The sequence below is a fragment of the Alkalicoccobacillus porphyridii genome (assembly GCF_007293315.1).
GTDB lineage: Bacteria > Bacillota > Bacilli > Bacillales > Bacillaceae_D > Alkalicoccobacillus > Alkalicoccobacillus porphyridii.
Map to the genome: position 1 here is coordinate 306,631 of NZ_VLXZ01000003.1, position 15,056 is coordinate 321,686.

13 protein-coding genes are annotated in these 15,056 nt (G+C 41.8%); 6 read left to right on the plus strand and 7 right to left on the minus strand.

The window, feature by feature from the left end; all coding sequences use genetic code 11:
- Positions 1–293: 293 nt before the first annotated feature.
- Both FN960_RS06800 and FN960_RS06805 read left to right on the plus strand, forming a co-directional pair.
- Positions 294–3,068, plus strand: coding sequence for a sensor domain-containing phosphodiesterase (locus tag FN960_RS06800; protein WP_143847937.1), 2,775 nt, complete (start codon positions 294–296; stop codon positions 3,066–3,068).
- 33 nt (positions 3,069–3,101) lie between these two features.
- The gene (locus tag FN960_RS06805) at positions 3,102–4,739 is read left to right on the plus strand and encodes a thiamine pyrophosphate-binding protein (protein WP_143847938.1); all 1,638 of its coding nucleotides are present in this window, start codon (positions 3,102–3,104) and stop codon (positions 4,737–4,739) included.
- Between the two features lie 520 nt (positions 4,740–5,259).
- Here the strand turns inward: FN960_RS06805 and FN960_RS06810 are convergent.
- From FN960_RS06810 to FN960_RS06820, 3 genes are all read right to left on the minus strand, one after another.
- Positions 5,260–5,859, minus strand: coding sequence for a hypothetical protein (locus FN960_RS06810; RefSeq protein WP_143847939.1), 600 nt, complete (start codon positions 5,857–5,859; stop codon positions 5,260–5,262).
- A 151-nt stretch (positions 5,860–6,010) separates the two neighbouring features.
- The gene (locus FN960_RS06815; RefSeq protein WP_143847940.1) at positions 6,011–6,856 is read right to left on the minus strand and encodes a LolA family protein; all 846 of its coding nucleotides are present in this window, start codon (positions 6,854–6,856) and stop codon (positions 6,011–6,013) included.
- 168 nt (positions 6,857–7,024) lie between these two features.
- Entirely contained in the window at positions 7,025–7,294 is a 270-nt protein-coding gene (locus tag FN960_RS06820; RefSeq protein ID WP_143848069.1) for a DUF3243 domain-containing protein, read from the minus strand.
- Between the two features lie 248 nt (positions 7,295–7,542).
- Between FN960_RS06820 and FN960_RS06825 the strand changes: the two genes are divergently transcribed.
- The 3 genes from FN960_RS06825 (at position 7,543) to FN960_RS06835 (ending at position 10,697) form a co-directional block, all read left to right on the plus strand.
- On the plus strand, positions 7,543–9,075 hold the full coding sequence (locus tag FN960_RS06825) for an FAD-dependent oxidoreductase (RefSeq protein ID WP_143847941.1): 1,533 nt from the start codon (positions 7,543–7,545) through the stop codon (positions 9,073–9,075).
- Between the two features lie 95 nt (positions 9,076–9,170).
- The gene (locus tag FN960_RS06830; protein ID WP_143847942.1) at positions 9,171–10,151 is read left to right on the plus strand and encodes a glutathione S-transferase family protein; all 981 of its coding nucleotides are present in this window, start codon (positions 9,171–9,173) and stop codon (positions 10,149–10,151) included.
- 21 nt (positions 10,152–10,172) lie between these two features.
- Positions 10,173–10,697 (plus strand): GNAT family N-acetyltransferase, encoded by a 525-nt coding sequence (locus FN960_RS06835; protein WP_143847943.1) that lies wholly within the window; start codon positions 10,173–10,175, stop codon positions 10,695–10,697.
- 42 nt (positions 10,698–10,739) lie between these two features.
- Here the strand turns inward: FN960_RS06835 and FN960_RS06840 are convergent, their stop codons facing one another.
- Positions 10,740–11,294, minus strand: coding sequence for a TetR/AcrR family transcriptional regulator (locus FN960_RS06840; RefSeq protein WP_143847944.1), 555 nt, complete (start codon positions 11,292–11,294; stop codon positions 10,740–10,742).
- A 171-nt stretch (positions 11,295–11,465) separates the two neighbouring features.
- Between FN960_RS06840 and FN960_RS06845 the strand changes: the two genes are divergently transcribed.
- Positions 11,466–12,401, plus strand: a complete 936-nt coding sequence (locus FN960_RS06845) for a ketopantoate reductase family protein (RefSeq protein ID WP_185970948.1) — start codon at positions 11,466–11,468, stop codon at positions 12,399–12,401.
- 76 nt (positions 12,402–12,477) lie between these two features.
- On the opposite strand, the gene murB is transcribed toward FN960_RS06845, so the two are convergent.
- The 3 genes from murB to FN960_RS06860 form a co-directional block, all read right to left on the minus strand.
- Positions 12,478–13,392 carry a UDP-N-acetylmuramate dehydrogenase gene (gene murB, locus FN960_RS06850; RefSeq protein WP_143847946.1) on the minus strand — a complete coding sequence of 305 codons (915 nt, stop codon included), beginning with the start codon at positions 13,390–13,392 and terminating at the stop codon, positions 12,478–12,480.
- 185 nt (positions 13,393–13,577) lie between these two features.
- A complete protein-coding gene (locus FN960_RS06855; protein ID WP_143847947.1) occupies positions 13,578–14,690 on the minus strand; it encodes a DUF1648 domain-containing protein in 1,113 nt (370 codons plus the stop codon).
- On the minus strand, positions 14,687–15,031 hold the full coding sequence (locus tag FN960_RS06860; RefSeq protein WP_438799857.1) for a GntR family transcriptional regulator: 345 nt from the start codon (positions 15,029–15,031) through the stop codon (positions 14,687–14,689). The genes FN960_RS06855 and FN960_RS06860 overlap by 4 nt, the downstream gene beginning before the upstream one ends.
- Positions 15,032–15,056: the final 25 nt, after the last annotated feature.

Genomic DNA, 15,056 nt, shown 5'->3' on the forward strand with positions numbered 1-15,056 from the left:
ATTCAATTAAAACCATACTTACCTCCTAGTGAATCCTGCTTATAATAATTCACTTCAAATTCCAATAGCCTTTCCTCTTTATATTCGGTTATACGTTAAAGAGGAGGACGAATCATATTCGACGTGGTTCAACATCTTTTTCACTATTTAGATTAGGAATACTGTAAAATAAACATATGAAATATGAACTATATAATTATTAATTGGCAATCAACACGAACTTATTTTATAGAAACGATGTAGATATCTCATACGACATAAACCGACTACTACAGATGATGGGAGGCTTTAAAATGCCTGAGGAACAAACGAGGTATTCTCGACTTGCGAATATTACAAAAATGATCAACATGAAGCAGGATCTTCGTGAGGCATTGGAGCAAGTAACACTGGCCATCTCTGAGGAGATTGTGCAATGTGACTCTGTGGGTATTTATTTGCCACAGGAGGACGGAACATTTAGAGGTTATGTTGGTAAACCAGATGTTATCAATGGTATGACATTGGACATGCATGTCATTGATACGCAATATGATCTACTGGCTAAAGAAGTGATTGAAACCAAAAAAACGATTTATATCCCTGATACGTCTAAAGATTCCCGTCCCGATCCTCGTGCAGTAAAAGGCTTTCAAATTAAATCCTTATTAGTGCTCCCTATTTCTGTGGAACAGGAGCTATTTGGTCTGATGTTCCTATTTGATTATGGAATTCCTATGAACTTAACAGATCAAGAGATTCAAACGGTTGAGGCCTATGTGAACATGGCCGCCGTTGCTATTCAAAATGCAAACAATCTAGCCTATAAACAACATCTGATTAATGATAAACAGCTACTGCTTGATGTGAATCGTGCTTTATCCATGTGCTCAACCTATCAAGCGAGCTTAGACACATGCTTCTCCTACCTAACAAAGGTACTTAATAATTCAAATATAGGCGTTCACTTATTGGACCCAATCGCAGGAAAACAAATCAAACCCGCTAATTTAAGCAAGGACAGTGATTGGACCGAGGAAAATTGGATCAAAACTCATGAGAAGACACAGTTTGACCAGGATAATGATCCATTAGTGCAGGAGGTTTCTGAAACAAAAAAACCGATTCAGATTCCAAATGTATTTGAGGATGACCGACCTAACCATGACTTATGCCGTAACTTTGGTATTAAGGGGCTAGCAATGTTTCCATTGATCTCAATGGGGAAATTTCTGGGTCAAATATCCATTGTCAACTTAGATAAAGAGCCGTATTTGTATCTAGATTCAAAAATGCAGCTTGCTCAATCCATTGTTGATGTAACAGCCTCCACCCTTTCTATTCTCCTGTATGTTGAAAAACAAGAGATTATGATTGAGAAGCGCACCTTTGAAGTGATTGAAAAAAACAAAGAACTAGAGCATGTTGTTACAGAGCTGAGACAGCTAAGCCGTGAGAAAGAGTTAATTCTTAATTCTGCTGGTGAAGGGATTTTTGGGTTAGACCTCAAGCGGAATATCACGTTCTGTAATCCAGCTGGGGCTTCTATGCTCGGGTATGAATCTGAGGCTGAATTAGTCGGGCACCCCGTTGAGCAAATTATGTATGGAAAAGAAAATATAGAAAGCTGTTTAGTACATGTCTCATCAACTCAAAGATATACGACGGACACGATTTTTTATAGAAAGGACCTTTCTAGCTTTCCAGTAGAATATGTGATTTCTTCCATTAAAGAAAAAGATCACATCGTTGGCGAGGTGGTTACGTTCAAAGACGTAACCCAACGAAAACAGCTTGAAGAAAAGATTAAATACCATGCGTATTTTGATAGTTTAACAGATCTGCCTAACCGGGTTCTATTACTAGACCGCCTTACACAGGGCTTAGAATATGCAAAACTCCACAATGAAAGGTTAGCTGTTCTCTATTTAGACTTAGATCGCTTTAAGCTAGTAAATGATTCGCTTGGTCACAGCTATGGCGACCTATTGCTAAAGCAGGTCGCTAAACGTCTGTCTGAATGCGTATCAAAGGGTGCTACGGTGTCGCGGCAAGGAGGAGATGAATTCACGATCTTTTTGCCAGCTGTCAAAAGCGAAAAGGACATTGTGAAGGAAATACATTGTATTCACGATGCCTTCTCTATTCCGTTTCAGCTCGGGGATCATGAGATGTTTATAAAAACAAGCATCGGTGTTAGTCTTTTCCCAGATAACGGAGACACAACCGAGATGCTGATTAAAAATGCGGACACGGCTATGTATAAATCCAAGGACACGCCTGGGAACAGCTTTCATTTCTTCAGTGAAGGCATGGATACAAGAACCTTTGAGAGCATCCGTTTGGAAAATGACCTGTACAAAGCTTTAGAAAACGAGGAACTAACGATTGTCTATCAGCCGCAAATTGAATATCAAACGAAGACCATCCGTGGCGTTGAAGCTTTGTTGAGGTGGAATCACCCAACAAAAGGGATGATTTCACCAGATACCTTTATCCCCATTGCAGAGGAAACTGGCTTAATTGTGCCGATTGGAGAATGGGTGTTACGAGAGGCGTGCAAGCAGCTGAAAGAATGGCATCAAAACGGATATCCTTTGATTACAATGGCGGTGAATCTCTCGGTACAGCAATTTGAGCAGAGTCAGCTGTTCACAATGGTTGAGCACGTATTAGAGGAAACAGGGCTGTCACCAGAGTATTTACATCTGGAGATTACAGAGAATCTAATTGTCAAAAACACCGAACGAACTGTGACCACTATGAAGCAATTAAATGATCTCGGGATCAAACTAGCAATTGATGATTTTGGCACAGGTTATTCGTCACTAAGCTATCTGAAAAAATTGCCAATCTCTACATTAAAAATAGATAAATCCTATGTGCAGGACATGCTTCGTGACAATGCCGCCATCACCAAAACGATTATAACGCTCGCGCACAATTTAGGTCTTGAAGTGATTGCTGAAGGTGTCGAAACGAAGGAATTAGCCGATTATTTATCCGAGTTAAACTGCCAGATGATGCAGGGATATTTTTTCAGTAAACCAGTACAATCGTCTGATATTATGATAAAATATTTCCAATAGTGTGTGAATCTATAAACTGAGGGAGATAGGATCATGAAAGCAGCGCGTCTGGTATTAGACTATCTAAAAAGTAATGGTGTCAGTCACATCTTTGGCATTCCAGCAGGATCCGTTAATGCATTTTTTGATGAACTTTATGAAATGACGGAGATCACCCCTATTGTTACAAAGCATGAAGGTGCCGCATCCTATATGGCTGCCGCTTACGCCAAGTATTCAGGAGAGCTAAGCGTAGCCATTGGCTGCAGCGGTCCAGGCGGAACCAATCTTGTCACAGGAGCGGCAAATGCCATGCGTGAGCACCTGCCCGTTTTATTTCTAACAGGTGCCGTACCGGTGAATACCGTTGGCCTAAATGCATCACAAGAATTAGATGCTGAGCCAATCTTTCGTCCCGTCACCAAATATAGTGTAACGGTAAATGAAGCTAAGGACGTTTTGCCGGAACTAGCAAAAGCCGTTGAGATAGCGATATCAGGCGTGCCCGGTCCTGTTCATGTCGCTATTCCGATTGATGTACAGCATGGTGTGGTGGATGTCGTCAATATGCCTGCACCACCTGTCAGAGAGCAGATGGTTCCCGACCTTGAAAAGATTAAACAGGTAGCTGATGCACTTGTCACTCGAAAAAGCGGATATCTCTTTGTTGGTCAAGGCGTGCGCAACTCCGTGGAGCAGTTACTAGAGCTTGCCGAAATGCTTAAGTGGCCGATTATCACAACCCCTCAAGCAAAAGGCTATATCCCAGATGACCATCCCCTTCTAGTTGGCGTGTATGGCTTCGCCGGTCATGAAGCCGCGTCCCAACTCATTGCAGGAGGCGAAGGTGAGATTCTATTTATAGTCGGATCGAGTCTTGGTGAAACGGCAACCAATAACTATAACGTGAAGCTTGCAGAAAACCGTTTTACCGTGCAACTGGATTTTGACGAGACTGTTTTTAATCGTAAATACAAAACAGACCTGCCCGTACTCGGAGATATTAATCTGAGTCTATTATTCTTAATTGAAGAATTGAGAACAAGAGGCCTAACACGAACCGAGCTTGGCGAGAAAGAAAAAACGACTGATACTGAAGATGTAGCAGAGTACAACACAAAGAATGTGCTCTTGAACCTACAGCAGTACCTGCCTGCCTCCACTCGTTATACGATTGATATTGGTGAGTTCATGGCCTACGTCATTCATCATATGAAGGTAGTCGACTCAGACACCTATGGCATCAATGTACACTTCGGCGCCATGGGAAGCGGAATTGGCTCAGCAATCGGCTCCAAGCTCGCCGAACCAGATCGCCCAGTTGCTTGCATCACCGGGGATGGCTGCTTCTTCATGCACGGGATGGAGATTCTAACTGCTAAGGAATACAACCTACCGATCCTTTTTGTTGTTATGAACAACGCGCGCCTCGGCATGGTATACCATGGACACTCGCTGCAATTTAAACGTACGCACCCAACCTTTGAACAGCAGCAAATCAACATCAGCGCCATGGCCGCCTCGATGAACATTCCAACCGTTCGCGTCTCTGATATGTCCGACCTTACTCAGAACGTGGTTGATCAACTAACAAACCTCGACGGCCCCGCCGTTCTCGAAGTCGCATTGATTGATCAAAACACACCCCCAATGGGAGATCGCGTAAAGTTCCTATCATCGTTCGGTAAATAGATTATGAAAAAGGGGGAGATCGGCATGTTACGTTGCCTGTCTCCCCTTTTATTTTTTGGCAGTGGGGTTGGGGGTTCTTGCTATTTGTGGTGGGGCTCTTGGTATTTTCAGCTTTGCTCTTGGTATCAGGGCTCGCCTCTTGCTACATGCGGGGCTCCTCTTGGTATTTTCAACTTTGATCTTGGTAACAGGTCTTCGCTCTTGCTACTTGCGGCGCTTCTCTTGGTATTTTCAGCTTTGCTCTTGGTAACAGGTCTTCGCTCTTGCTACATGCGGCGCTCCTCTTGGTATTTTCAGCTTTGCTCTTGGTATCAGGTCTTCGCTCTTGCTACTTGCGGCGCTTCTCTTGGTATTTTCAGCTTTGCTCTTGGTATCAGGTCTTCGCTCTTGCTACTTGCGCAACTCTTCTTGATAAAATCAGCCTCGCTCTTGGTAACTGGCCTCGCCTCTTGCTACATGCGCAGCTCTTCTTGCTAAAAAAAGTATTCCTCATTATAAAATTTAATCGACTTCCCTACATTTATAAATGGGAATACGCTCCGCGAATTACTTGAACAACCGCGCCAATAGTTTGGCCTTTGAAAGCATCTTGTACAGCTTCACCTGTAGGGCTCACGTAATAGCAACCACCCGTCTCCTCATTGTACGAGTAGCCTAAGTCTGTGAGGGCATCTTTCAATTCTTCAGGAATGGTGGATGCACCTGTTTGTTCTATAAAATATGACGTTGGGTATATCTTTACATCCAGATCACCTGGGCCGGTCCATACCACAAAAAGGTCGGTTTCATTTTGAATGACCCACTGATCCTTTGAAAATAGCGAAATTTTCGCCCCGTCTAAAGCAGAAATCGCATCTAGATTTACACCAAACATTTCATTAATAAATTGGCGGATTTCTGGTCCCGTAAGCTCTCCATCGTGTTGAGCGAGGCGAGTGGCGATGGCCTCTTCAGCTGTTGTACCTGGAGGAAATACGGCCCCAGAAGATTCAGTAGATACAATCGGAAGCTCGTTTAGGTTGATGGTGTAGACGGATTGAACGATGGATACAATACTGGCTGTGGTGATAGATGTGCTTAAATTATGTAGCTGGTTGTCCATAGATTGTGCTTTATTCATGTAGGTGGCCTCCGACAACAAATTGTATTTTTTTTTAGTTTATCATGTTGTACTCTTTTTTTATCAATATAGCTTGCCATTCTACCTGTTCCACCTAATAAAAGCTCAAAAAAAGATGACTTTGGCTCATTCCAAGTCATCTATCTCTAGCTTATTCTTCAAAGGTATCTTCAAGCTCGCCATCAACAACCTCAACACCTTCTGGGGCTTGAAATAGCGATTCATCAAACTCTGGATTTACTTCATACTCCACTACTTCAATTGTGCTATCTGTATCTCCTGCAGCATTCTCTGTATCAGCCACAGTGGAATGTTCTGTTTTAATTTCAAAATAGGTTTCTTGATCAAACCAATAACTGGTTACTTCCCCATCCAACGTGGCTTCAATCTGATAGGTAAGATAGCCATTTATTTCTTCCTCACCAACGTACGCCAATTCTGCCTCTTCTAGTAAGCTCTGATATTCACTCGCCCATATCGTCATGTCCTCTTGGTCGGCACTCGCTCCCGTTTCGAAACGAACAGCCTGATCATCGCCTTCATCGTAGGTAATCGTATAGTTGGGATCATCTAAGTCACTAAATTGAATGTTTGTTTGTTGCTCAGCAGCAAAATCTTCGCCTTCCTCTTCCCCGTCTACGAAGCTTTCTAACTCAAGCCGAGTGAACAAGGCTCCATCCTCAATGAAGTTCCATTGGGTTTCTTTTGTACTCATAGAAATACTGCCTTCTGGAACATTCTCTTGTTCACCATCTAATTCGACATCACTCTCTCCATCCACTACTATGTATAGGCCTGTGAGATCGTCATAGAAAGCGATCGCCTCGTTTAAAATATCTTCAGGCGAAGGAGTGTCCGCATCTAATTCATTTTGATCAGAATCATTTTGTTCCACTTCTCCGTTTGCTGCGCCAAATTCCTCCTCGCCCTGCTCCTCTTCTACACAGGCACTTAAAAACACTAAACCTGTAAGGGCACAAACCAATAATTTCTTCATACACTCATTCCCCTCTAGATGATTATGGCTGTTTACCTCCTTATTCACCACATCCGCCTCATTAAAACTTTATTCTTTTTACCGATCTTCCCTTCTTTGCTGACTTGTCTACTAATTCCACACAAAAAACCCACAGCTTCTCAAAAGCGTGGGCTCCAACTGACTCACTTATCCTTCTTTTCTTGCAAGTTTCACGAGAACATGGGCCAAATGATGCTTCTCATCATCGTCACTGACTTTCCATAATTCTTGGAGAAGCTTTTCTTCAGTATTTTTAGGGTCTTCATGGTTTTTCAGATACTCAGCCACCCGTTCTGCCCCTTTAGCCAACTGATTTTCGCTTAGACCGAGTTTTTCACCTTTATTTATCTTATCGCTTAAATAATTTTGGAACTCATCAAAACTATTTAAAATGTCTTGTTTCTGATCTGAAGACATATTTTCGAGTTGTTCTTCGGCTTGTTTCTTTGGATCTGCCACAATAATCCCTCCTAAATTTGGTTCTACTGTATCGCTTCCCCCTCTAAGAATGCCCTAAACAATTAGAGTGACATTCGTATAAATTTTCTGAAGAAAACCTTCCCGCTCTTTTATAAATGAAGTAGTAACCTTTATCCGTTTAATCCTATTAACTCAGGGTATAGCGAGAATAGACAGGATATTCTACCATTTGTAGGAGGCTAAACATGAGAGCAAATCAAATCCCCCGCTCCCCGGACTCTATATGGCTTACTGAAGCGAGCCAATCTACTTTTCCTAAGCTCGAGCAGGATCTTGAAGTTGATGTTGCAATAATTGGAGCCGGGACGACTGGGGTAACGGCTGCTTATCTATTAAGTCAGGCCGGTCTCGGCGTAGCTCTTATCGAAGCCAATCACGTCCTACATGGAACAACTGGCTATACGACGGCTAAGATCTCCTCCCAGCATGGAGCACTTTATCATAAATTAATCAAACAAGCAGGAGAAGAGAAGGCAAGATTATATTACGAGGCTAATGAGAATGCCTTAAATTTTATTAGAGAACTAGTAGAAAAAGAAAACATAGACGCAGAGCTAGAGACAAAGGATGCCTTTATTTATGCGACGAGTGAATCTTATGTTGAAAAAATCAAAAATGAAGCTGACGCATATCAACAATTAGGCATTAAAGGGATATTAGAAGAAGGCGATGTTGGATTGCCCTTTGACGTGTTGAAATCCCTCCGTCTTCCCAACCAAGCGCAGTTCCATCCTGTAAAGTTTTTTGGAGGCTTGGTTCCATCCATCTTAAAAAACGGTGGGCAGATCTATGAAGGGACTCGTATTGAGACGGTTAAAGGGAAGAGGAATCCCACTGCCATAACAACGGATGGGTATACCATAAAGAGCAAGCATTGCATCGTCAGCTCACATTTCCCACTTAATGATAAAACAGGACTCTACTTCACTCGTCTACATGCCCAGAGATCTTATTGTTTGGCCGTAGAGCCCAAATCAGACCTGCCAGATGGTATGTCATTGAACATCGAACCAAATGGTACTTCCCTACGGTCGGCAACAGGACCGAGTGGTGAGCCTCTACTGTTAATTGGGGGAGCTGGTCACACTGCTGGAAAAATAGAAGACAGCAGCTTTCAATCCTACGAGCAACTTAAACAGTTTGGTGAAAAGTGGTTTGGGGTTGAGGACATTCCCTATCGTTGGTCTTCTCAAGATTTAATCACACTAGACTCCATCCCTTACATCGGTCAAAATGTCGCCGGGGAAGACCATATCTATGTCGCCACAGGCTTTGGCAAATGGGGAATGACGAACGGGGTAGCCGCAGCGCTTCTGATACGCGATCTGATTCTTGATCAAGATAACCAGTACACCACTTTATATGATCCACTGCGAACCAAATTAAAGAAAACAAGCATCGCTAGTTTTGTACAAGAAAATACCGATGTCACCAAGGAGTTCGTTAAAGGTAAGGTGCAAAAAAGAGATAAGGAGCTAGAGGATTTAGAGAACAATAAAGGGGCGGTAATTAAATATAACGGGAAACAAACTGGCGCGTACAAAGACGAGCAGGGGAACGCCCACCTTCTCAATATCACCTGTACTCATATGGGCTGTACCCTAAATTGGAATGATGCCGAACGTTCATGGGACTGTCCGTGTCATGGAGGTAGATTTTCTTATACAGGAGAGGTGTTGGAAGGCCTTCCAACAAAGCCGTTGGATCGAGTAAAGTAAAAAAGCAGCTGATACTCGCTGCTTTTTTTATACTTTTCTTCAATCCTGATGTAAAATAAAAACATCATATCTGAAGTAGGAAAGGACGTACACTCATGACGAAAAAACCCGCTGAAATCAGCAAAGATGGTTCTTTTAAGCGTCAAACCAATCAATTCACCACCCCATTTGGAAATAATTCAAATGAACTACCAATCGAAGCAGGACGGTACCGACTCATTTGGTCAGCTGCCTGCCCGTGGGCGCATCGCGCAGTGATTGTCCGCAGGATTCTTGGCTTGGAGGATGCCATTAGCTTAGGAACGGTTAGTCCGACGCGTCCAAGACTAGATCGGGTGGACTGGGAGTTTTCGTTAGATTCAGAAGGAGTCGATCCTGTTCTGGGTGCTCAGTATATGAGTGAACTTTACCAAAATACAGATTCAGACTATTCCGGTCGTCCAACGGTGCCTGCGATGGTTGAGGTTGAGTCCAAAAAAGTTGTGAACAATGACTACTTTACACTCACTAATTCCTTTGAAACTGTTTGGAAGCCTCACCACAAAAAAGAGGCACCGGACTTATATCCAGAGCATCTTCGCGAAGATATTGACTCGTTAAATGAAGTCATCTTTCACGAGATTAATAACGGGGTTTATAAATGCGGATTTGCCCGCTCTCAGGAATCATATGAGACCGCCTACGAGACGTTATTTGCACGGTTGGACGACTTTGAACAGCGACTCTCCACCCAACGATTTTTGCATGGTGACTTTATCACGGATTCTGATGTCCGTTTGTATTCAACCCTTGTTCGTTTTGATGCAGCTTACTACACGGCCTTCAACACGAACCGAAATCTAATTCGTGAATACGAGCACATGTGGGGGTATGTGCGTGATCTCTATCAAACAGCTGGCTTTGGTGACACAACTGACTTTGATGCCATCAAACGGCACTATCACTTATCGATCACCATCTCACCAGACAAAGCAGAGCCAACCATTTTGCCAAAAGGTCCGGACGTAGCTGTTTGGGATTCCGCACATCACCGCGAAGAGTTAAGCGGAAAAAAAGAAATGTTTTTCTACTCTTAAATAGATGGGCAGATGATAACAATGAACAACCTACACATTCAGGATGCAACAAAAGAGATGTATCCTGCCATAAAAACACAACGCATTGAAGCCTATCGCATCTATAAGGACAAGCTTCCTGTGGACCACTGGAAGGCTCTAGAGCAAACCCTCTCCTCAGATGCCGATGAGCAAGAGGGTGTGGAGCTAATGGTCGCCATTCTTAATGAAAAAATAGTTGGCAGCGTGGTCCTTTTTCCAGCCAAGACCACCGCCTATGAATTCATTGACGAGCTCGACTATCCGGAAATCCGTATGCTTGCGGTCGCCAAAGAAGCACAGGGTAAGGGTGTTGCCTCTGCCCTAGTGAAGGAATGTATCAAGCGCACTCACGCAAAAGACCTACCAGCTATCGGCCTGCACACCGGAGAGTTTATGACCGATGCCATTCGCCTCTATGAAGGGTTCGGGTTTCAGCGATTGCCTGAGTTTGACTTCGAGCCGGCAGATGATGGCATTGTAGTGAGAGCATATCATTTAGAGTTAGCGGAAAGAGCCTCTGTGTAAATTACGCAAAGGCTCTTCTTACTTTTTCTGATGCATATAGCGTCAGCCAACGACTTCATTCCTTGAAAGGATCGTAAAAAGATGTTCTGCAATGTCTTCACTTGAATACTCTAGTGAATTCTTGATCCACCATTCAATCACCCCAATAACGGCCACGGTCCAAAATTGAGCAAAAATCTCTCGATCCATCCCTTGGTTGATTCCCTCCAACTTCACTTCAATGAACATATTCTCTTTTAAAAGGGTTAATAATTTTTCTCTGAATGTTTCTACACCCTTAGTTTCTAACAACATGATAAAAATATCAGAATTACTCTTAATATATTCTAATGTCTGTAAAAGCAATGCTTGCTGACCAGCTTCATGAAGACTGCTTTGATTAGGGGTACATGATTCAATCAATTTATTTAATTCTGCATCCATACATTTGTGCAAAATATGGTATTTATCTTCATAGTTTAAATAAATCGTTCCCCGACTCACATCTGCTTCTTCAGCAATCTCATGAATGGTGATGTCTTCAAAGCTTTTTTGGTTCATTAACTTTATTAGGGATGCTTCTATAGCTCTTTGTGATTTCTTTATTCTTCTATCCACTCGTCTTCACCTTCATTATTTTTATTTTCAATGAACAATGTCACTGATTCTGTTCAGTAATGTACAGTAAAGCAATTATTAACCATTGATATAGCCAATTGTATCACGAATAATAAACATATGTTTATTAATAAACATATGTTCATTAAAATTGGAGAGGTTGGAGTATATATGAGAATCTTAGTTCTGGGCGCAGGAGTAATTGGAAGTTATTTGACACATTCGTTACTAAAAGCTGGTCAGGATGTAACCATATTAGCCAGGGGAAAACGAGTTAAACAGCTACAAATGGATGGGTTAGTGATCAAGCATTTTCTTCAAAGAAAAGTAACCACCGATAAAATAAACGTTATATCTACATTAACGGAAGACGATTTCTACGATTTAATATTCGTTGTCATGAAATATAATCAATTTCCCTCCATCTACTTAGACATCGCACAGAATCGCAGCGAAAATATTGTGTTTATAGGGAATAATGCTAATCCTACTGGCATGGAGAAGGAGATTCAGAAACTTTCAACCATCACCAAAAATATTGGCTTTGGATTTAACGCAAGTGGAGGAATAAGAGAGGATTCTGGTCGGGTTGTTTCTACTCACGGAAAAGGAAATATTATCTTTGGAGAATTTAATAACAATATCCCTCTGCAAAAAAGGGTAAAAGAAGCTTTTGGAGATCATTTTAAGGTGACAATCGAAAAAGATGTGGAAGCTTGGCTACTAACGCATTATATATTTATTATTCCATTTGTTTCGCTATTGTATCTACATGATTTTGATGCTAAAAACCTATCAAAAAGTAAAGTGGATTTAACGATGATGATAGAGGCAACATACGAAGGCTTTTCTATATTAAAGGATAATGGTTTTAACGTAACTCCATCCGCACAAGAAAAATTATTAAATCATAAACGACTCTATTATGTTGCAATGAAACTATTTTTAATATTACCGATTAATCAAATGGTGTCGGGAGGTATGGATGAGATTGTAGCTTTGTATGATCAATTTGAAAAACAAAAAAACGAGTCCAATCTAAAAACAAACAACTGGGATCAGATAAAAAAGCATACGATGAAAAAATACCGAAACGATATAGTTTAATTTGATAAGACCTGCCTGCCATGTCAAAAAGACGAGAGCCTCCCCTCGTCTTTTTTATACATCCTATACGTTTGTTTTATTCATCTTCCCCAAGCACAATCACTTCGGTGTCCAAATCAACATCAAAGGTGCTTTTAACGGTCGTTCGCACTAAATCAATTAAATCCAAATAATCCTTTGACGTGGAATTATCAATATTAACGATAAAACCGGCATGCTTTTTAGAAACCTCTGCTCCGCCAATGCGCACCCCTTGCATCTTACTATCCTGAATTAATTTTCCTGCAAAATGCCCTGGTGGACGCTTGAAAACACTACCGCATGAAGGATATTCAAGCGGCTGCTTTGATTCACGCGCTTCCGTTAAAACATCCATTTTTGCCTTAATCACAACCGGGTCAGCTGTATCTAGCTTGAATTCAGCCTCTAAAATAATATAGTCGCTGTCCATAAAAGTCGTTTTTCTATAGCTAAGTTCGAGATCTCCCTTATCAATCATCAGAACATCACCAGACTGTGTCATCACGGTTGCTCTCTCAAGCACATCGGAGATCTGTCCGCCATAGGCACCGGCATTCATGAACAAAGCACCGCCCACGCTTCCAGGAATTCCGCAGGCAAATTCAAGACCTGACAGACCGAAATCTAAGGCAAGTCTTGATGCTTCAATTATCGCTGCTCCAGCCTGAGCATGTAGTCTTTCTCCTTCTATAGAAAGGTTCGTCAGTTTACCCATGCCAATAGTAAGGCCACGTATACCGCCATCCTTAATAATGACATTTGATCCACTACCAAGGACAGTCAAAGGAAGATCATGCGCTTTTCCGATCTCTAAAGCCGCTTGTAATTCTTCAATACTCTCCGGTGTCACAAAAAGATCAGCCTTGCCCCCAAGCTTCGTGTAGACATGATCTCTGAGAGGCTCCGATAATCGAATGTTTTCGGTCTTCATATATTTGATTAATTCATTATAAATAGGTTCATATTTCATTATGCTCGCACCCCGTAATCTTTAATAACCAGATACCTAGTATACAATATGAGCAATGAATTGCTATCGTTCATTTGAATGATTTTTTACTCTAAACTGGTATAAAGATTATTGTAACAGGTTTTTTTAATCATTTCAGGTCTAGAATTGATCTCAAATCAGGCGGTGCAATTCTTGCTTTAGTTTTACATCGTAAGCAAAATTGGTAGGCCCGCTGCTGATGCAATAATGCCAATGATGAGAATCCACGCTGTGGGTCTGGCAAAGTTTACGGTCCAGCCAACGCCAAAGCGTTTTTCCAAAAATAGCGCAGGATCACTTGGATTAAAATAAATCTGACCAAGCTTCCAATACCTATCATCATCTCGATCCACAGAGTCCGTGTGCTCAGATTCAGCGGTACGAATTCTACTTCCACTTTGCCCTGTTGAAAAGGAGAGCACGAGTGCGGCAATCAAAATAATCCCACTAATGATTAAGCTAATGATGGTCACCAGCTGTTGGTTTTGCGGGTAGAAGTACGTCCATTGCATAAATGAAAACATTAGCGTTAAAAGAGTTGAAGTGAAGAGGAGGAATAAGGACCATCTTCTTCTAAATAACTTGAGCTGTTGAAAGGATTTATCAGGTTCATCTGCTTGTAGTTGTTGTTTGCTCTTGGCAATCATCGTATTGATAAAGATAAACAGTAAGATAAGATACGATTGCATAATGGGTAAAAGAAAGGCTGTACGATAGCTTTTCTCAACTGCATTCGTCACCTCTCCAGCAAAATTCATTTGCATGGGTAGAATGTTTGGCAACCGATCATAAAATAATGCCGTCAACAATGTTGTTATAATCGTTAGTGCAAACGGAAGGCCATACCAAAGATTTGAATAAGTTAGCTTCTGTGAACGAAAGTCTGTGCGGATAACCACCTTTTGCGTTTTATCCTGAGCCCAATTAGCCTCTTTTTTCATCTGTTTCATTTCGGTATGGAACCGTAAGTAAACAACAAATGAAAGGATTAAGAAAAGCAAAATAACTGCGGCAAATACTAAACTTAAACTCTCTTCAGTCAGAGTTATCCATGTTCCAACCCCAATGAACCCACCAACTAGCAATACCGTTAATAGTGCCATATACTGCACATACCGCTTCCTCATCGTTTGCAGTGGCGTTGAATCATACACACTCTCAGGAATCGAAACCCCGAAGCTTTCTGTTCTGCGGGTTAGATAGGGTATAACTGATAAGATGAGCGCAATGGGTAACAAAACAAGTGACAAAACAATGATAAGTGTACTCGTAGTCATTTTTTATCCCCCTTACTACCAAATTCATCAAGTACTTCTTGGTACAAAGCCTCAATGGATTCCTGAGTTAAATCTTTACAAAGTGCTTCCGCTACAATCGGGCGCAGTGTCTGCTTCAGCGATTCCTTGTAAGCATTGTCCGCTTTCGGTACACCCTCCGGATGAATAACCACACCCTTTTGACGGTGAATTAGAATGTATCCTTCTTGTTTTAACTGCTGGTAAGCCTTATTCACAGTGTGCAGGTTAATGCCTATGTCAGATGCTAATGAACGAACAGACGGCAGTGGGTCATTAGGATGTAGCTCTCGCTTCGCAATGCCGATAATCACCTGCTGCATAATTTGCGTGTAAATGGCATCCTTT